Source organism: Paraburkholderia fungorum, from assembly GCF_046027215.1.
Lineage (GTDB): Bacteria > Pseudomonadota > Gammaproteobacteria > Burkholderiales > Burkholderiaceae > Paraburkholderia > Paraburkholderia fungorum_D.
Genome location: NZ_JAQQEN010000001.1, coordinates 2,474,355 through 2,492,921 on the forward strand (window position 1 = coordinate 2,474,355; position 18,567 = coordinate 2,492,921).

The following is an 18,567-nucleotide window of genomic DNA, read 5'->3' on the forward strand; positions in this document are numbered from 1 at the left end:
ATGTCGTGGCGGCTTCAGCCGACGAGTTTCTTTTCTCGCATCCAGTCGAGCACTATGCCGGCGATCAGGTCGCTGTTGTTGTCGGCCATCAATGCGTGGCTGTTTCCAGCGATCCCGCGTGCAGGCAGATCGATCCATTGCACGTCCACACCGGCCGCGGCCAGCGCCTCATACCATCGCCGCACATTGGGCACGGACTTGACCCAGAAAGGGTGTTGCTCCAGAAAGTCCCCCCAAAGGAACAGATGCGGCGTGCCGCGCAAGACTATGGGGTCACACTGTTCCGGGTCGGGTGCGCCAGACGGCTCGAGCGAGATCACAGCCTTGATACGATCGGGCGCATGCAATGCGGCGTTGAGCCCGAAATTCCCTCCTTGACTGTGGGTCAGCACGATGCTGCTGTCGAGGCCAGCGATGAGTGCGTCGTAGGCATGCTGGGTGAGCGTATCGTTGCCGCCCCAGCGTGGCACAAACTGGTTCATGAACGCTTCCATTCGCGCCACGGGAAAGCGGATCCTGTCGTGAGAATGACGTTGTGCAGGATCGGCATGCCAGGACTCGGCCGGACCGAAGCGGAAGGTTTCTTCCCAGGCTTCGCGCGCCGTGCGGAAATACGGCGCCTCCGGGTAGACGTCGGGATAAGGCGCCCACGACGCCCGGCCTCGTTCGACCGCGTCGGACACGAATACGTCGAAGCCCGCGCGAAGGAAAAACATCTGCCATCCCGGGCGCCCATCTGGTGTCGTTTCCCAATTGACGCCACTCATTCCTCCGCCGTGCCAGAGCAGGAGAGGATGCCGGCTGCGCGGCGCCGCGAGTTTCACATACTGCACGTACATCTGGCCAACGATCATCTCTCCGTTGGGATCGATGGGATGAACTGCGCCCTGGGCTGTGCTGACACGCAGCCGTGGGGCCATCCCGGTTAGCGACACCATATGGCCGCCGACGTGAAAGCTGCCGATGTCACTCACATGCAGTGGCGCGCCGAGGTCTGGAGTCGCGCCAGTACTCTTTCCGATTGTGCTCATGAGATTTCCTTGCGGATTCAACGGTACGCCTGCAATTCATCGCAACCAAAGATTAACTACGCACAATGAGCCGGTCAAATTCGCTGCGAACTGGCGGCAGGATCAGGCGCCGGACGCAGCCCATGCGCGTTCTGCGAAGATGCATCAGAACGCCGGATTTGCTGGCGGCGATTGAGATGACGCCGCCGGCGGACGTCAGGGCGCGGGGCTCAGTTTCAGAATGACACTGTCGTCCGTGTCCGCGGTGTACAGCGATTGGCCGAACCACGCAAGCTGATCAATGGAGGGAAGTGTCCCGGGCAGCGGACCGAGCGTCAGACCGTATTGTTCGGGCGTACCCGCAAACGTGCTCACCACACCGGCCGGCGAGATTTCGCGGATGGTGCCGTTATTGAAGTCGTTGCCATAGATGTTGCCCGCTGGATCCACCACGAGCGCCGACAGGCCATCGAAAGTCGCGGCGTTGCCCGGGCCGTCGGAGAAACCAGCAATGGTGATCGAGCCAGCCAGCGTGCTGACCTGCCCGGTCGAGCCGTTGACGGCGACCTTGTACAGCACGCCCGCACCGCTCTGGTTATTGTCGTCGGCGATATACACGTTGTTTGCGCTGTCCACCGCCAGTCCGGATGGATTGATCAGGCCGACCGGAGCACCGGTGAGTGTAGTGAGCGTAATCGGAATAACGGCGCCCGCGGGGGTGACCTCCGTCAGCAGGCTGGCACCGGTACTCGCTTGCGTCGTGAAGAGATAGAGGTTCGAGGCTGCGTCAGTGGCGACGACCGTACTGCCATCCGTTTGGAGCGCCTCACCCGTGAGCGGATTGACGAGCGTCGTCACCTGTCCGGCTGGCGTGATCTTTCGCACTGTGACAGCCTCGCTGCCCTGGTCGGTGACATACAGGTTGCCCACCTGCGAGATGGCGATATTGGACGGGCCGGAGAACGATGCAGCCGAGCCGGTACCATCAGCCGAACCGGACGTGTTCGCAGAGCCGGCAAAGGTCGATACCGTGCCCGCACTTATCTTGCGGATGGTGTAGTTCTCGAAGTCGGCAACGTAGAGATTGCCGGCCGCATCGGCAGCGACCCCGGTCGGCACGTTGAATTGCGCCGAAGCGGCGGGGCCGTCCAGCGCGCCTGTCACGGCCGGGTTGCCGGCAAAAATGCTGATGCTCGAAGTTGGCGGCGGTGGGGGTGGCGGATTCGGGCTGCTACTGCCGCTGCCACCGCCGCCGCAGGCCGTCAGCGCGACAGCCGTAAAACCAGCGATCAGCAATGCGGATGCGTGACGTGCGCGCCGGCGAAAGGAACTCGCGTGGGAAGTAGAACTGGAATGCGTGTATGGGATCATCGTCAGGAATCGTTTATTAAAATGTTAAGACTGATGTCGCCGTTATGAAAGGCAAAACAGCCCTTCCGCGTGAGGCAGGCACGGTGTCGACGAACCGCATCATAGGAACGAAGAATGAGGAGAGAATTAGAGGAGTACCAGCGGGAACACGGTGGTAGTGAAACTGACGCGAGAGACGGTGAGCTATGCGAGCGCCCTGCTCGCTTTAATGTGTGTTCCCCAATGTCGCGTCGCAGGTCGTGCGGCCCTTGCCGGCTAATGCTCAGTTAACGTTCGGCTAATTCTGACTCTCTACGATACCGTCATTTCATCCGTTGTCAGGATCCGACCATGCAGAGCCTTGATTGCGAACTTGCTTCTCAAAGCCGGATGCGCGCCGCGAGACGAATATATCGCCGCGCCTCGCCGACAGAGATGATTTACATCCAGACGCAAACGAATGTGGTGAGCCGGAGCAGTATCTCCGGAGCAGTCAACAGAGAGCAATTTGACGCGGCCGTCGCGTGTCTGGAGGCTCGCTACGGCATTCTTCGTTCGGTCGTTGAGGATGGGCAATTCGTCGAGCGGACAGATGACTCGCCGGCGGTTGAATCCTGGTTGTTTGCCGATACCTGGTCCGCCGATGCCTTATATGCGAAGTTGCTGAATGCCGGGTTGGATACGCGGCGGATGATCTACAGTATCCACGTCATTGCCGGTGAAGATGCGCTCGACGTCTTCATGCTAAGCACCCATGCAGTGACAGACGCGACATCGCTGGTCGAACTGCATGCAAGTCTTGCTTACCTATGCGATTGCATCGTGCGCGGCCAGGTCCCGGCGTTGGAGACGCAGCCCTTCCCTACCCCACTCGATGCGGCGGTGACTCAAAGCCTCGCTTCGCTTCCAGAAGACCGCATCGGCGACCCCACTTCGTATTCCGGAGCATTTGCGAAGATCCCGCTGCGGGCGCGGTGCGATGATGGCCCCCAGAGAAGACGCCTTGAGCGGACAGTGATCAAGGCGGACGACATGCATCGAGTCCACGCCGCGGCCCATGCCCACGGTTCCTCCGTGCACGCGCTTCTCCTCGCCGCGTTTGCCCTCGCGATTGGCGACGTGGCGACGGAGCATCCACGGCAGATTCTCATGCGATCGAGCATGGATATGCGCCGCCGGCTCGAACCGCACATTTCAGCGGAACTTGTCTTCACAGCCATCACAGGACACGTCACGCGGATCCCCGATCTGGACCGACCGCTCTTTGACATCGCGAAACTCATTTTCGACGATATCCACGAAGGTGTGGCCAACGGTTCCGTGTTTCATACTTACCTGAACTACCCGAAACTGTTTGGCGGTACACAACAACCGCCTGTTGCACTCAATGTCTCCGACATGCAGGCAATCAATTTTCGTTGGCCGACACAACAGCTGAAAGTGACCGGCTTTGATTACGCGTGTGGGTTAAAGAATTTCCCCAACGTTTCGGTAGCGATTTTCGACGGAGCGCTGGTAGCCAACACCGTGTACGCGGAAGAATTGATCGACCCCGCCATCATGCGGGCAATTTCGGAGCGTGTTGTGGAGAGATTAGATTCCGCTTGCCGGTAAGGGCCGCGCCGCCCGCGGACTGCAGTAACAAGATCGGCCTTTTTTCCCCAGACAACGAACCGCCAGCGATCGGTACCAGCAACATATGCGATCAGCGCGGCACACGGTAAATGGCCCCCAACGTATGACCGTTTTCGAACCGTGAGCGGGTGTATTCTGCGGTCATATACTCGCCATTTCGCCGACGTCGGCGCTCATTGTCTGGAGAAGCGATGAACACTAGCGCACACAAGCCGGGCTCCCTCACCTGTCAACTGGTGCAGGCTGGCTCACAGTTCGAGGGGAAGCAAGGGCTGACCTATGCTGTCGGTATCTCGGCTGAGAGCGTGGGATCGAGGCATATGCATCTTCAGCTTGCCACAATTGCGCCGGGTGCCCGTGCCAAAGCGCATCTCCATGCGCAGCATGAAACCGCCATCTATCAGCTGAGCGGCATCTCGGGGTGCTGGTATGGCGAACGATTGGAGCACCATGCGGTGGTCCGGGCCGGTGATTTCTTCTACATTCCCGCTGGGATGCCGCATATTCCGTACAACGCGAGCGCGGATGAGCCTTGCGTCGCGGTAATCGCCCGAAGCGATCCCAACGAACAGGAAAGCGTCACGATGCGGCCGGATCTTGATACCTTGCCTGACTGGCCGAGCGTGATGCCTTCACCGCTCTGATTGCGCCGAGCGCAACGCAGAGACTGACGCCCGGCGCAACGCCGGGTCGCCCCCTGCTCACTTCCCGCTAATTTTCACGATTCACAATTGCTCTGTGCCATATGTGCGCCATCGCTATCTGTCTCGACACGGCTCGTGCCGCGCACGCCATGTGGCACGAGCATGTCGGAAACGATGCGCTCTATGACAATCTGAAACAACTCGCAAACTTCAGGAGCTCATATGAAACTCAACGCATTGCAGCAAGCCGATTTGATCACCGCCGCCGATGGCGGCGTCGACAGTATCGATGAGGTGGTTCAAAAATTGAAACAGGAGTGCCCAACCGCTTTCCACACCAATATGTCTTTGCTTACTCGGGTTTTCTTTCACAGGCCGGCAGGCGAAACACCGTACAGGAGTTTCGTGCGTGGCTCAGTGCAACAATAAAATCCCTTCGCAGCACGGTGACCGTGGCGGCGTTCCGACCACGGTCGCCGAACGCAACCAGATCGGAAATCCCATTGGCCGACCAGGCTGGCGACCCACTTTGCGTATGTCCTACGAGAGGGTTGCCGCCGGATCGCGGGCGCTTCGTTGCAGATCAATGCGTTGCCAGGCCCTTGCGGCTTGCCAACGTGAGGCCCGGCGCGCCGTGTGAAGCTTCCCTTGGCATCACCGTCCAGCCTACACCGCGGACATTGCGGATCAACGATTGTCCATACTTCTTTCGCATCGCATGGATCACCACATCGATTGCATTGCTTTCCACTTCTTTGCCCCAACCATACAGGCGCTCTTCGAGTTGGCTTCGGGACAGGACAGTGCCACGCCGTTCCAGAAATGCATGCATCAGCGCGAATTCCCGCGCCGAGAGCGGCGACTCCACGCCGTTATAAAAGAACGTGCGTTTATCGAGGTCGAGGCTGATCAAATCGTCGCCGATTCGCGAAGTGGGATAGCCCGCCGTCCGCCGGAGCACAGCGCGAATGCGGGCCAGCAGTTCGCGGACATCGAATGGCTTGAGTACGAAATCGTCGGCACCCGTGTCGAGACCACGCGCGCGCGTTTCGGGATCGTCATGGGCAGAGAGAAGCAATACAGGGACGCTGTTTCCGGCAGCCCGCGATGCTTTCAGCAAATCTATGCCGCAAATACCCGGCAGGCCCAGATTGAGTAACGCAACTGCGTAATAAGCATTGCCGATCGCGTCTTTGCCGGCCTTGCCATCACGTACCCAGTCGACGGTGTAATCCGCGCCCTTCAATGCGCAAAACAGGCTTTGACCGAAATGTACATCATCTTCAACCAGTAGTACTCGCATCATTCCCTCATGAAATGCCGCAAGCGTCCTGTGACTATCGACGGAACGCTATTGGTGTAGTGAGCTCCCCGTTCTCTTATGAACAACGTATTGGAAGAGCCATCAGACGGCTGGAATTATTACGAGTACCTTACCGATTTGTCGTGAGTGATGCGCTTTTTGTTTTGGGTCTCTCGTTGTAGAACGATGAAAATCTGCCGTCAAAAACTTCGTAGAACAAGTAGCGCGTTACTTCGAAGTGAGTGAATTCTAATCTCGAATTTCTCGGTGACAATAAGGGTAAACCCTTGAAATCGGCGAACGGTTGTCTGCCGCCCATTGGCGGCCTGTTCGAGGAGCTTGTAAAACGTTGAATACCCATACTGTAGGGCGTTTCAGCGCTTAGACCAGTGGTCGATAAGACGTCTTCGGCTGAGCACTCCCCGGAGCAATCCAGTGGAACATCAATTAAGGAAGCGCTTCCACATTTAAGCCGACCGATACTGGTGCAAACCGTGTCGGCGGCCCCAAAACAGTTTAGAATTATTCGTAGTTTGAGTAGCGCGTTACCTGACGAAGCTATCGCGAGAGCGCGCAAAGGTCAGCGCGTGGCGGCCATGCCCATGGCAGCGGCGTCGGTACCCACTACTCTGTCGGCCTATACGCCTCAATGGCATTGATCAAAGCGAGGAGCGAAATGGAACACCTGCAAGATGTCGGCGCAGGCAACTTGCGTGAGCAGGTCGTCGCCCATGTGCGCGCGGATATCGTATCTGGACGCACGCCACCGGGCGCCGTTTATTCAGTACCGGGACTTGCCACCGAGCTTGGTGTCTCGACCACCCCGGTTCGCGAAGCGTTGCTGGAACTCACCCGCAGCGGCCTGCTGGTCGCAATGCGCAATCGCGGCTTCCGCGTTGAACTGCTGACTCTGTCAGCACTGGATAGCCTCTTCACCATGCGGGAGTTGCTCGAACGCTTCGCGCTCGAGACGCTCGCGCGTCAGGGCGTCAAAGACCGCGACTCGCTGATTGCGCTTGCTGATAAGGTGTCAGACGCAGTTGCAGCGGAGAACCTGCCAAAATACGTCACGACCGATCGGGCTTTTCACGAAGCGCTCGTCGGACAGGTTGGCAATCCCTTCCTGACAAGAACGGTGATGCAATTGCGCGACGATATGCGGCTCTATGGGATCGATTCTCCCGAGGGTCGTCTACGCCAGAAGCAGTCGGTAAAAGAGCATTATCAAATGGTGGATCTGGCTGACCAGGGGAAAGATAAAGAGGCGAGCGATCTGATCAGCCGGCACATCCTTTCGTGGAAGCCGCTTTTCGAGGCCGCGCTTGCTCAATATTCCTGATCCAGGCGGGTCCGACGACCACCGGCCCAATTCGCGAGCCGGTGTTGTGGACCCTCCATCGAACGCCGAACCCAGGACACGCTACCGTTATTTTTTCAACGCTCAGCGTGCCTCGTTCTCTTGACCCCGTGCTTAGAAATTATCGATATGAATCTCCGTTTTCGAGCGTCCGCATGCGGCGTTCGACCTCGCAGAGATCCTTGGCGTCTGCGAGCCAGGCCTCCCGCCGCGCGTATTCGATCGCGTCGAGCCATGCATTGAGGAGGTAGAAAATTAATATAATCATGATGAAGTTCCTGAAGATGGTTTAAGCGCACTGAGGCGCGATGTGTCGGCTACCCGTGTCTGATCAGGCCGCCACATACACGTCGTTATCGGACTGCCGCTGCATGATCGGCGCCAGCGCGTTGCCGATATGCTCCGCTTGTGCGGGCGTAATCATTCCCGCCAGCAGCTTCGAAAACCGTGGCTGCGTGACGCCTGACACAATGTATTGCCAGCGATATGCGTCGAGTAATGCCGCACTGACCGCATGCCGTTCGCCAGCAGTCATCGTGGCGCCAGCGTGCACAAGAAAGTATTCGGCGTCTGCCGCGGCCTGCATTTGCAGCAGTCCGTCCACGGCGCTCACCAGTTCGATCAGATCGTCAATTGCTGCGTCGCGTTCAGCGTCGTTCAGGTGCGCGTCCTCGCGCTCCCATTCGAGTTCGTCGATGATCGCGTGCTGCGACTCCTCTTTCCAGTGGAAGAGGAACACGTCCTTGAAGAGCGGCGAGAGGTTTGAGTCCTGTTCCATGCTCTCCCTGTAATGCACCTGCGTGACAATCTCGATGCAGCAAGTCAGTGCCAGCACAGACCAGGTGGATTGACCAAGCACGAACGACGCGACTTCATCGGCCTCTGGCATGAAGCGATAACCGGCAGGCATGCTGTTCGCAGCCAGCAGTTCGATGCGGCGGAACAGTTCTTGATGCTTCAACTCTTCGTCCGTGAAACGCACGACCGCTTCCAGCGCCGTCTGATCGCCCAGTGCATGATCGCGACCGACTTCGAGCATCTTCGCGCCGACAAAGCGCTCGACGAGCCGGAACATGTTGGCGTATGTGCGCCCCTGTACCTGAGACATCAGCAGGCGTTGCGCAGGGGTCAGGAACGACAGGCGGTCGACTTGCGCAAGCCCGTCCGGCAGAAACTTGTGCGTGGGATCGAACTGGCGATCGCGAATCACATCGCGGTCAATATCCCAGCGGATACGACGAGACACTTCGATGCATTTGGCGTAACGTGCGGACGGGATTTCGTTGTGGACATCACTCATGCTAAGTCTCCAGAGGCCTCCCGATAGCGGAGGCATTTGCGTTGAAGTGCGCGAGGCGGCAACTGTATCGAGCGGCACGAGAGGATTCGCTGCGTCGCCGTTCGAGAAAGCATTCTCCGGATCGGTCGGCTCGCGGGCATGAGGCGGCAGTCCCAAATCATCATCGGGACATGAGCAGATAGGTGTGTTCAGTTGGGACAGGTGTCCTGCTTGCACTCGTCAGGCAGCGCCAGGCAGCCGTCAGACGGTTGGCGCGTCGAATCCGGCCTTGCGGGCCAGCACGATCGCCTGCGCGCGATTCTCGACTTCGAGTTTCGAGAAGATGCTTGTGATGTGATTGCGCACGGTCTTCTCGCTCAAGCCGAGACACGCTGCAATTTGCGCGTTATCGCGACCGCCCGCGATCAGGCCGACGATGTCGCGCTCGCGCGGTGTCAATATCGCGAACGCCGGATCAACGGACTGCGTCATCGGCAGGAACGTGCGCAACTCGTCGCGCCAGCGCAACCATGCCGGTTCCGATTCGAGCAGCAGGTGGTTTTCGCTATCGAGCGGAACGAAACGCGCGCCTGGAATGAGACCGGCGAGCAGGCGGCCTTCCTCGAACGGCACGCGGGCATCGCCACTTGCATGAAGCACGAGCGTCGGACATTGAACCAGCGGAAGCAGATCGACCACGTCGATTTCGTTGAACACGCGCATGATGCGTGCCGCGTTGCGCGGTGTCGTCGTCAGGCGCTCCAGTTCGTTGAACCAGTGATGCTGTTCCGGGCTACCGCCCGGAATGAACTGCGTCGTAAAGAACTGGCGAAACGCGGGGTTCTCCTGACCCCAGCCAAGTTCTGCCAGCTTGACGAGCGTTTCGGCTTCTTCGTGTAACCGCGCATCCGGCCGCCGCTTAAGCCTGCCGCGCGCATATCCGCCATAGAGAATCAGGTGACTGACTCGCTCGGGCTGCGCCACCGCGTACGCTATCGCAATTGAAGCCCCCTGCGAGATACCGAGCAATGGAAAGCGCTGTACGCCACTTGCGTCGATGACGGTCTCGAGATCGCGCCGCCAGGCCTCGAACGAAATCTCGCCGGGATCGCGGTCGGACAGTCCGCAGCCGCGCTGGTCATAACGGATCAATCTGTTCCGCTGGCACAATTCTGCGATCAGATGACTCCATACGGGACTCTTCAAATCGAATTCGAGGTGACTGAGCCAATTCGCGGCCTTGACGATCGGCGGGCCGCTTCCGCATGTCGCGTACGCAATACGTACCCCGTCACTGCCGGTGCAAAGGCGTATCTCCTGCTTGAGAGACGGCATCGAGGCTGGCATGGCATCCGGCAGTCAATGAAAAGTTAAACGAAGAAAGCAAAGGCGCCAACAGTCTGGGTTATCGTCTGATTTTTACAAATACCTTGCTCTGAAATGAGCATAGACCGATCCAACCAAAACGGCCAGGAATTGTGTGGACCCCCGCGAGACAAATGAAAGCGGGCCCATCCCGCGCCAACATCAGGGGATCCCGCGTGTATTGTCACGGGGTCTTTCGGCCGGATGCGTGTCTGAATCGAGGTGCGCATAGCGTCTTTGAGTCCGCGCGAGATGGTCACGCATCATTTGAATCAGCACACGCGTCGATGCCGATAACGGCGCGTCATAGCGATGAATGAACGAGCGCGCTTCGGAATAAGAACTGAAGGGCCTGCCGCCCGCGCTGATCCAGGTTGCGCAATTCGACGTGCTGCGTGACGAAGGCAAAGCATACGGACGCAAGCTCGACGCAGCGGGCGACGAAGTCACGACAACCCGCTACAACGGCACGATCCACGATTTCGGTTTGCTCAATGCACTCGCCTCGCTAGGCACGCGTCCGTCGCAGGCCGGCGGCTCGCAGTGCCGCGAGATCAGGGAACCCGTCGACGGCCATCAGCAGATCGGCCTCCGCGAGGATAGACCGGATCACGTGGACGACACCAGCCGTGCCGCCAAGCGCCAGACCATACGCATACGGCCTGCCGACCCCGACCATGCTGGCACCCATGGCCAGCGCTTTGACCACGTCGGTTCCGGAGCGGATGCCCGAATCGAACCAGACGGGAACATCTCCACACGCGGCGACGAGCGCGGGCAGGAGATCGATCGAGGCGAGACCGCCATTGGCCTGCCGGCCGCCATGATTGGAGCAGTAAATGGCATCGACGCCGAGGTCGATCGCGCGCTTCGCATCGTCGGGATGCTGGATGCCCTTCACGATCAACGGCAGCGTGGTGATGGAGCGCAGCCACGCCAGGTCATCCCATGTCACCGTCATTCCGAAGATGGACGCCCAGTACCGCACGGCCGCGGCAATATCTTCTTCCGGCGGAACAGCAAGCTTCGCGCGGAAAAGCGGATCAGAAAAATAGTTGGCGAGCGCGACGCCGCGCAACTGCGGAAAGTTGCTGTCGTTGAGGTCCCGTGGACGCCAGCCGGTAAGCCACGTGTCCAACGTCACGACGATGCCCTTGTAACCGGCCGCCTCGGCACGGCGCACGAAGCTCTGAGCAAGATCGCGGTCCTTCGGCGTGTAGAGCTGAAAGAAGGCATCGCCCTCACCCAACGCTTCGGCCACGGTTTCGAGCGAGTCATTCATCAGCGTGGACGCGATCATCGGCACACGCGCCGCTGCCGCCGCCCTCGCGGTGGCGATATCGCCGCGGCCGTCCTGCGCGCACACCCCGATCACGCCGATCGGACACAACATCAGAGGGGACGCGTAGCGCTTTCCGAAAACATCGACGGAAAGGTCCCGCACACGTGTATCGACGAGCATTCTCGGCACGAGTCCCCAATCCGAGAACGCTTCGACATTGCGGCGCTGGGTGAACTCGTCGCCACAGCCGCGTTGCACATAGCTCAGGACTGACTGCGGCAAAGCCGCGCTCGCGCGTTCTTCAAGCCGTTTGAAATCGACCGGCAGGCTTGGCTTGATGCCCCGCAAACCGTCGAAGTAGATTTCGTTCTGGTAGTCACCGAATTGATTCATCGTCAGCCTGCACACGTGGGAGGTGGTTCTCTGGCCAGTGCGATGAAACGTCGCGTGGCCGGAGGCGTGCATGGATGATGTCGCGAGTCGCGCGCAAAATCTGTCGGAAATCCGACAAGTCGAATGGCGCAGTGCGGCGCGTGACCGCTTTCCGACTCCCTGGCAGCGTCACCGGACAAACCCGCGATTGCAACTTTTCTTGCAGTTGCGACGCGACGCGGCCTTTACTCTGGCCTTACGGAAACAGGACAAGCCCTTCCTTGTCCGACGTAGCGGTGGCTCTGCCTGACCGCAGTACTGCGTGCCCGCTGTGCACGTCTCCACATTTAGCGACGGATACCACCATGTCAGATATTGCCGCACTACCGAGCACACGCTCCGCGACAGATACGGAAAGGATGTACCAGAAGGTCACGCGCAGAGTCGTTCCCTTGCTCTTTTTTTGTTATCTGCTCGCCTACCTCGATCGCATCAACATCGGCTTTGCCCAGTTGCAGATGAGATCCGATCTCCATTTTTCGGATGCCATATATGGCTTGGGCGCGAGCATGTTTTTCGTTGGATATGTGCTCTTTGAGGTGCCCAGCAACCTGTTCCTGAAGAGGATCGGAGCACGTAAAACAATGCTTCGCATCATGTTGTGCTGGGGCGCCGTCTCGATGTGCACCATGTTCGTTACGAGTCCGCTTGAATTCTATGTGGCGAGGTTCTTCCTTGGTGTTTTCGAAGCGGGCTTCTTTCCCGGTATCCTGTTTTACCTGACTCTATGGTTTCCGCATGACCGTCGCGCTCGCATTGTTGCTTTGTTCATGGCGGCCACTGTCGCGGCGGGCTTGATCTCTGGTCCAGTTTCAGGTTACATCCTGCAAAACATGAACGGCGTTCACGGCTTGCGCGGGTGGCAATGGATGTTTCTGCTGGAAGGCCTGCCAACCATTTTTCTGGGCGTCGCCTCATATCTGTGGTTGGACGATCAGCCATCGAATGCCAGTTGGCTCTCCGGAGCGGAGAAAGATGCGATTGCGCGAGATCTCGCGGCACAATCGCGTGGCGTCTCTACGGAAGTCACTTCGCACCGTGAAGCGTTTCGCGATATGGCTGTCTACAAGCTCTCTGCGCTGTATTTCGCCATGAGCTGCGCCGCTTATGCGCTGAGCTTCTGGATGCCGTCGATGATCGAACGGGCCGGAGCCTTCGGCCTGCAACGAATCGGGATGATCTCACTGATTCCCTATGGGTGCGGCATTGTGGCGATGATCCTGTACAGCCGCCACTCTGACAGGACGCGGGAACGTCGGTGGCACTTCGCGTTCGCCGTGCTGTTGTGCGCAGTAGCGCTTTCCCTCTGCAACAGGACGGGAGGATTGCTGTGGACGTCTGTCGCACTCATGTCCATCGCCCTGGCTGCGGTGATCTCTTCGTTTCCAGTTTTCTGGGCGGTCGCAACTTCAGTGCTTCGCAAAGAGTCTGCGGCCGTCGGTATCGCAATCATTACAAGTCTTGGCGCTGTTTCAGGAATCATCTGTCCGTACGCAATCGGCCTGATAAAGACAGCCACGGGGAGCCTCGATGCTGGACTCTACTTCTGCTCAGGCATCCTGATAGTCGCAAGCGTTGTCATGCTTCGTATGAAAGCCGGATCCAGTAAATAGCAGCCGAACGCCTTCGTCAGTCGTGCTCCTGGAACTTCAACAGAGCATGGCGCGCGAGAAAAAACACAAATCGGAAGATATCTTGCAGTCTCAAGATATGCGCTTTTGTACTCTGTTTCAAGTTGACGGTTAGTGCACGCGCGTTGTGCTTACCCGATTCTTCACTAAATTAACCCCATATTTTCCAAGGAGACATCATGCGAATCCCATCGCTGAAAAACACGGTTAGCGCAGATGAGTGGCAACTTCGTTGCGACCTCGCTGCATGTTATCGGCTCGTGGCGCTGCACGGCTGGACTGATCTCATCTTCACCCATATCAGCGCGCGCATGCCTGGCGCCGACCATCGATTCCTGATCAATCCGTACGGGCTCCTGTTTGAAGAAATAACCGCCTCGTCTCTTATCATGGTCGATACCGAAGGCAACCGGTTGTCGAACTCGGAGTTCGTGGTGAACCGCGCCGGCTTTGTGATCCACAGTGCGATTCACTCCGCGCGCGAGGATGCGCAGTGCGTATTGCACACCCATACCCGTGCAGGCGTAGCTGTCAGTGCGCAGAAGAATGGCGTGTTGCCGATTTCCCAGCAGTCGACTTTCGTGCTTGATTCCCTCGGTTACCACGACTACGAAGGCGTAGCACTTCGCGATGATGAAAAGCCGCGCTTGCAGGATGACCTTGGCAGCGCCAACTATCTGATGCTCAAGAACCACGGTTTGCTGACGGTTGGAAAGACCGTTGCGGACGCATTCCTCAATATGTACCTCTTCGAAACGGCCTGTCAGATTCAGTTGTCGGCGCAGGCGGGAGGGGAATTGACGCTTGTGGAAGAGGATATTCTGGCCGGTGCGGCATCGGCCAAGGACGCTCAGACAGACGGACTTGGCGGGTCCTTTGTATGGCCGGCGCTGATCCGCAAACTCGACCGTATCGACGACAGTTACCGTTCGTAGCATAGCGGCGGAAGAACGACAGATGACACAAAGCACAGGCGCATGGAAAGCCAGCGGGAAGTATTTCACTCACCGTGGCCATCGTATCTTCTGGCGCGAGGAGGGGAAGAAGGATGCGCCGGCTCTGCTCCTGATCCACGGCTTTCCCACGGCCTCGTGGGACTGGCAAGACGTTTGGCCGGATCTGCTCAGGCGCTACAGGTTGCTCACGCTCGACATGATCGGTTTCGGCTACTCGGACAAGCCGTGTGATTACACCTACTCGATCATGGACCAGGCCGGTGTCTACGACGAGTTCATCACATTGCCTGGCGTAGACGAATTCCATATTCTGGCTCACGACTACGGCGACACAGTGGCGCAAGAGCTGGTTGCGCGCGATATCGAACGATCCGATCGAGCAAAACTGCGCAGCGTCTGCGCCGGCGTCCAGATGGACGTCGCTCCGGGGCGCGCCGCCGCCCATCGACGCGCTTAACCCCCGGCCCGCTTCGCGCTGTGGCCGAACTTTTTGAGTGCTTCGACGACCCGGTCGCAATGGTCGCCCTGCACTTCAATCACGCCATCCTTGACCGTCCCACCCGAACCGCAGGCCGTGCGCAACTGCTTGCCTAGCGAGGCGAGAGCAAGCGGATCGAGCGCCAACCCTCTAACGATCGTCACGCTCTTGCCGCCCCGGCCCTTGGTCTCGCGAGTCACTCGCACTACGCCATCACCGGCCGGTAGTGTCCTGGCAACCGCCTTGCAGACACATTGCGCGCGTACCTGCCTGCATTCGGGACACATCCGCCCGCCGTCCGTGGAATAGACAAGGCCGCCTTTTGAACTACTCTTCATGATTGGCTTACTCAAAGACCCCAGGGAAAGCGCGCGTGGACGCGTCTGCGAGCGGTTCGCAGACCAGGCAGGATTAGAACATATCCGCGGCCGCCTGACGCACTGCGCCCTTCCCTTCGGCGTCACGCTCGGACCGGGACGGAATAAACGGCCCGGTGATCATGCCCGAGTAGCTTTGCCCAGGCCCTACCATCGGAAACACATCAGCGTTGTAGTCGATCATGACTTCGAGGAAAGCCGGACCGTCAAATTCCACGAAGGCCCTGAGTTTGTCCTCGAGCTCGCTCAGCGTTTCAACGCGCTGGGCAAACTCGAATCCGTCGGCCTGTGCCGCCATGACAAAGTCTTTACGATGAAGTGACTTGTCGCTCACCATCAACCGCCCGTCGTAAAATAGACGCTGCCACTGCCGGATCATCCCGTCACCGACATTGTTGAGCAGCAGCACCTTCACAGGCGCGCCATACGTCGTTGCCGTCTCCAGGTCGCCGATGTTCATGCGGATGCTGCCGTCACCATCGATGTCGATCACAAGGGCATCCGGTCGCGCCATCTGGGCGCCGATCGCTGCGGGCAGTCCGAAGCCCATCGTCCCCATACTGCCTGACGTCAGAAAGCTCCGCGGCGCGACGAAGTCGAAAAACTGCGCAGCCCACATCTGGTGCTGACCCACGCCGGTGGTGACAATGGCTCGCCCGCCGGTAATGTCACTGAGCTTTTCGATCACGCGCTGCGGCTGAATCAACGGACTGTTCCGGTCGTAGTTCATAGCGTAGACCCGCTTCAGTTCCCTGATATGCTCGAGCCAGTCCAAAGGCGCCTGCACGGCTGTATCGTGCTTCATCAGCGACAGCAAGGTATCCTTCGCGTCGCCCACATGCGTCCAGTGCGCCCGCTTAACCTTGTTGATCTCCGCCTCGTCGATATCGATGTGCGCGACATACTGCGCTCCCGGCGCGAATGCGTGGGGGCGGCCGCCAGCGACCCGGTCGTCGAAGCGGGCGCCCACCGCGATCAGGAAGTCACAATCTTCCACCGCGTAATTCGCACACGCTGCGCCGTGCATGCCCAGCATGCCAAGCCCGAGTTCGTGTTTCACGGAGATTGTGCCGAGACCCATCAACGTGTTCACCACCGGGATCCGATAGCGCTCCGCAAACTGACGCAACTCCGCCGTCGCGCCGGCCGTAATGATGCCGCCGCCGACATACAGCAGCGGTCGCCTGCTTTGCGCGAGCAGGTCGAAAAATTCGCTGCGCTTATCCTCTTCGAGACGAGCACCTTTGGCTACCTTCCGAAGACGGTCGGAGTAGCCTCGAAATTCCAGGGTACCTTGCCCATGGTAGATGCCGGTCCAGTTCTGGATGTCCTTCGGCACATCCACGACAACCGGGCCGGGACGGCCGGTGCGCGCGACTTCGAATGCTGTCCGCAGTGTCTGCTCCAGCTTTTCCGGGTCGGTAACCAGAAACACCTGCTTTGCGCACGCCGACATGATGTTAAAGACTGGCGCTTCCTGGAAAGCATCACTGCCGATCGCGGCACGCGGTACCTGTCCGGAGATAAGGACAACGGGGACCGAATCACCGTTACAGTCGGCGATTGGCGTCACCGCGTTGGTCGCGCCAGGACCCGACGTCACCATGAATACGCCGACTTTTCCGCTCGCGCGCGCATAACCCGCGGCCATGAAGCCGGCGGCCTGCTCATTGGCGGGCACCACGAGCTTGATCTGCCGCTCGGGATTGGCCGCGTGCATTTCGTTGAACCGAAAGACAGCGTCGTAGGTCGGCAAAATCGCACCGCCGCTATAACCGAATACGGTGTCGACGCCCTGTTCGCTGAGTACGCGCAGGATGATGTCGGCGCCCGACATCGCTTCGCCGGCAACCGGCGGTTTCAGGAGGGCTTTTAAATCAGCATTGGGGTTTTGGGTCATGGCTGGCTCGCATGGAAACGGGCGCTGACACGGTCAGCGGCCAAAATCAAAGGGCGATTTCCTTCCAACTCGAGAACAGCGTATGTTCCGTACCAGCTCATGGGCCATTGCCTTGACGGGTTCTCCGTATCAGGCGTAGCCCATCTAGCACTTTTTTGATGTGCTTCTGGAAGAATCGTGAGGAATGGTTTTCACCTATTCTGACAACGATTGACGCTGTGCGCACACGCAAGAAGGCTGCATATGGGCCAAGGTGGACCGGATCTGAGCCATGCGATGCCCCCATATATCGGCCATGCTGCGGTGCGTCACGTCGGATCGAGACTATCGTATAAGCGGCGCCGTTAAAACTTCATATTCTGGCAACAATCGGGAAAACACTTTCATGACGCGACACACTCGAAACTCGGCCAGCAAGGTAAGCTGGGCAGCTGCCTGTTGTTGCGGTTCATCGCGCTTGCCTGTTTTGTTATGGTGAAGCGCCAACTGACGCTATCAACGGCAGTGTGCTTACAATCAATGAAGGTCACGGCATGAAAGTCGCCATTGTCTTATTCGATGGTGTGCAGGCGCTGGATGTAGCAGGCCCCCTGGACGTATTCGCAGAAGCAAACACATTTCTACCTGAGCATCAGAGATATGAGGTCCTGCTCGTTGGCGAGCGGGCCGGCGCCGTGTCCTGCTCGAACGGGATGCAGATTCTGGTTCCTTATGGCTATGCCGACTTCAACACGCCATTTGACCTGCTGTTGATAGCAGGAGGACCGCAGTTGCCCGATTCCGTGCCACGAAGCGAGTTTCTGAAATGGTTGCAAGATCAGGCGCGCGGCGCAACACGGTTTGGCTCCGTTTGCACCGGAGCGTTCCTGCTTGCGCATGCCGGGCTGCTTGACGGTAAGGAAGTGACGACCCACTGGGCAGATGCGGGCCGCCTCGCTGATGAGTTTCCCGAGGCATGTGTGCAGCCTGACCGGATTTTCATTCGTGACGGTCGCCTCTTTACCTCTGCCGGCGTGACAGCAGGCATCGACCTGTGCCTGTCGCTCGTCGCGGAAGACTGGGGGCACGAACTCGCGGTGCGGGTGGCGAAACGTCTGGTAGTCTATATCCAGCGAGAAGGCGGGCAATCCCAGTACAGTCCTTATGTCGGCGTACGGAAGGACCAGGATCCGATCGTCGGCAAGGTGCTCCGCTACGTGACCGAGCACATAACCGACGCGCTCTCGATCGAACAGCTCGCGAGCGCAGTCTCAGTCAGCCGGCGTACCTTCTCGAGGCTATTCGCGAAGTATGCCAAGGTGACGCCGTCCGCGTTTGTCGAGCAGGTTCGCGTCGACACCGCGCGCAAGCTGCTCGAGGAGACCGATGCTCCGCTCAAGACGGTCGCGTTCAATTGTGGTTTTCATAGCGCCACGCATATGCGAACGACTTTCTTCCGGCGGCTCAGCGTCACGCCCAAACAGTATCGCCAACGATTCCGCGGCACGGCAAGCAAGCCAAAGCGGGCTTATAGCGGTGTGAACGGGCAAGTCGAATCGGCCGGGATGGAAAGTATGGGATAGCTTTGC

At 58.8% G+C, this 18,567-nt stretch carries 17 protein-coding genes and 1 pseudogene; 9 read left to right on the plus strand and 9 right to left on the minus strand.

Annotated elements, in window-relative coordinates:
- Positions 1 to 14: 14 nt before the first annotated feature.
- Together PQR27_RS10990 and PQR27_RS10995 are read right to left on the minus strand one after the other, a co-directional pair.
- On the minus strand, positions 15 to 974 hold the full coding sequence (locus tag PQR27_RS10990) for an alpha/beta hydrolase (RefSeq protein ID WP_408523680.1): 960 nt from the start codon (positions 972 to 974) through the stop codon (positions 15 to 17).
- Between the two features lie 252 nt (positions 975 to 1,226).
- Positions 1,227 to 2,381, minus strand: a complete 1,155-nt coding sequence (locus PQR27_RS10995) for an NHL repeat-containing protein (protein ID WP_408523681.1) — start codon at positions 2,379 to 2,381, stop codon at positions 1,227 to 1,229.
- 330 nt (positions 2,382 to 2,711) lie between these two features.
- On the opposite strand from PQR27_RS10995, the gene PQR27_RS11000 reads away from it, so the two are divergent.
- The 3 genes from PQR27_RS11000 to PQR27_RS11010 all read left to right on the plus strand — a co-directional run bounded on the left by PQR27_RS11000 (position 2,712) and on the right by PQR27_RS11010 (position 5,068).
- The gene (locus tag PQR27_RS11000; protein ID WP_408523682.1) at positions 2,712 to 3,974 is read left to right on the plus strand and encodes a phthiocerol/phthiodiolone dimycocerosyl transferase family protein; all 1,263 of its coding nucleotides are present in this window, start codon (positions 2,712 to 2,714) and stop codon (positions 3,972 to 3,974) included.
- A gap of 212 nt (positions 3,975 to 4,186) precedes the next feature.
- A complete protein-coding gene (locus tag PQR27_RS11005; RefSeq protein WP_408523683.1) occupies positions 4,187 to 4,639 on the plus strand; it encodes a cupin domain-containing protein in 453 nt (150 codons plus the stop codon).
- A gap of 222 nt (positions 4,640 to 4,861) precedes the next feature.
- The gene (locus tag PQR27_RS11010; protein ID WP_408523684.1) at positions 4,862 to 5,068 is read left to right on the plus strand and encodes a hypothetical protein; all 207 of its coding nucleotides are present in this window, start codon (positions 4,862 to 4,864) and stop codon (positions 5,066 to 5,068) included.
- A gap of 154 nt (positions 5,069 to 5,222) precedes the next feature.
- Here the strand turns inward: PQR27_RS11010 and PQR27_RS11015 are convergent, their stop codons facing one another.
- Positions 5,223 to 5,942, minus strand: a complete 720-nt coding sequence (locus PQR27_RS11015) for a response regulator transcription factor (protein WP_408525461.1) — start codon at positions 5,940 to 5,942, stop codon at positions 5,223 to 5,225.
- Between the two features lie 676 nt (positions 5,943 to 6,618).
- Between PQR27_RS11015 and PQR27_RS11020 the strand changes: the two genes are divergently transcribed.
- Positions 6,619 to 7,281 carry a GntR family transcriptional regulator gene (locus tag PQR27_RS11020; RefSeq protein ID WP_408523685.1) on the plus strand — a complete coding sequence of 221 codons (663 nt, stop codon included), beginning with the start codon at positions 6,619 to 6,621 and terminating at the stop codon, positions 7,279 to 7,281.
- Between the two features lie 139 nt (positions 7,282 to 7,420).
- Here PQR27_RS11020 and PQR27_RS11025 read toward each other — a convergent pair whose 3' ends face one another.
- The 3 genes from PQR27_RS11025 to PQR27_RS11035 all read right to left on the minus strand — a co-directional run bounded on the left by PQR27_RS11025 (position 7,421) and on the right by PQR27_RS11035 (position 9,913).
- Positions 7,421 to 7,567 (minus strand): DUF3563 family protein, encoded by a 147-nt coding sequence (locus PQR27_RS11025; RefSeq protein ID WP_408523686.1) that lies wholly within the window; start codon positions 7,565 to 7,567, stop codon positions 7,421 to 7,423.
- Positions 7,568 to 7,630: 63 nt separating this feature from the next.
- A complete protein-coding gene (locus PQR27_RS11030) occupies positions 7,631 to 8,599 on the minus strand; it encodes a hypothetical protein (RefSeq protein ID WP_408523687.1) in 969 nt (322 codons plus the stop codon).
- Positions 8,600 to 8,839: 240 nt separating this feature from the next.
- Positions 8,840 to 9,913, minus strand: a complete 1,074-nt coding sequence (locus PQR27_RS11035; RefSeq protein ID WP_408525462.1) for an alpha/beta fold hydrolase — start codon at positions 9,911 to 9,913, stop codon at positions 8,840 to 8,842.
- A gap of 370 nt (positions 9,914 to 10,283) precedes the next feature.
- Between PQR27_RS11035 and PQR27_RS11040 the strand changes: the two are divergent.
- Positions 10,284 to 10,475 (plus strand): annotated as a pseudogene (locus PQR27_RS11040) (alpha/beta hydrolase); the annotation flags it as partial.
- Here PQR27_RS11040 and PQR27_RS11045 read toward each other — a convergent pair.
- Entirely contained in the window at positions 10,452 to 11,618 is a 1,167-nt protein-coding gene (locus PQR27_RS11045; RefSeq protein WP_408523688.1) for an alpha-hydroxy-acid oxidizing protein, read from the minus strand. The pseudogene PQR27_RS11040 and the gene PQR27_RS11045 sit on opposite strands and share 24 nt — an antisense overlap.
- A 344-nt stretch (positions 11,619 to 11,962) precedes the next feature.
- On the opposite strand from PQR27_RS11045, the gene PQR27_RS11050 reads away from it, so the two are divergent.
- From PQR27_RS11050 to PQR27_RS11060, 3 genes are all read left to right on the plus strand, one after another.
- Positions 11,963 to 13,270 (plus strand): MFS transporter, encoded by a 1,308-nt coding sequence (locus tag PQR27_RS11050; protein ID WP_408523689.1) that lies wholly within the window; start codon positions 11,963 to 11,965, stop codon positions 13,268 to 13,270.
- Between the two features lie 197 nt (positions 13,271 to 13,467).
- Positions 13,468 to 14,223, plus strand: a complete 756-nt coding sequence (locus tag PQR27_RS11055) for a class II aldolase/adducin family protein (protein ID WP_408523690.1) — start codon at positions 13,468 to 13,470, stop codon at positions 14,221 to 14,223.
- Positions 14,224 to 14,245: 22 nt separating this feature from the next.
- Positions 14,246 to 14,701 carry an alpha/beta fold hydrolase gene (locus tag PQR27_RS11060; RefSeq protein WP_408523691.1) on the plus strand — a complete coding sequence of 152 codons (456 nt, stop codon included), beginning with the start codon at positions 14,246 to 14,248 and terminating at the stop codon, positions 14,699 to 14,701.
- Here the strand turns inward: PQR27_RS11060 and PQR27_RS11065 are convergent.
- A complete protein-coding gene (locus tag PQR27_RS11065; RefSeq protein ID WP_408523692.1) occupies positions 14,698 to 15,060 on the minus strand; it encodes a translation initiation factor Sui1 in 363 nt (120 codons plus the stop codon). The genes PQR27_RS11060 and PQR27_RS11065 overlap by 4 nt on opposite strands.
- A gap of 73 nt (positions 15,061 to 15,133) precedes the next feature.
- Complete coding sequence (ilvB, locus tag PQR27_RS11070) at positions 15,134 to 16,999, minus strand: biosynthetic-type acetolactate synthase large subunit (RefSeq protein ID WP_408523693.1); 1,866 nt, start codon at positions 16,997 to 16,999, stop codon at positions 15,134 to 15,136.
- 533 nt (positions 17,000 to 17,532) lie between these two features.
- Here ilvB and PQR27_RS11075 point away from each other — a divergent pair.
- The gene (locus PQR27_RS11075) at positions 17,533 to 18,561 is read left to right on the plus strand and encodes a GlxA family transcriptional regulator (protein WP_408523694.1); all 1,029 of its coding nucleotides are present in this window, start codon (positions 17,533 to 17,535) and stop codon (positions 18,559 to 18,561) included.
- Positions 18,562 to 18,567: the final 6 nt, after the last annotated feature.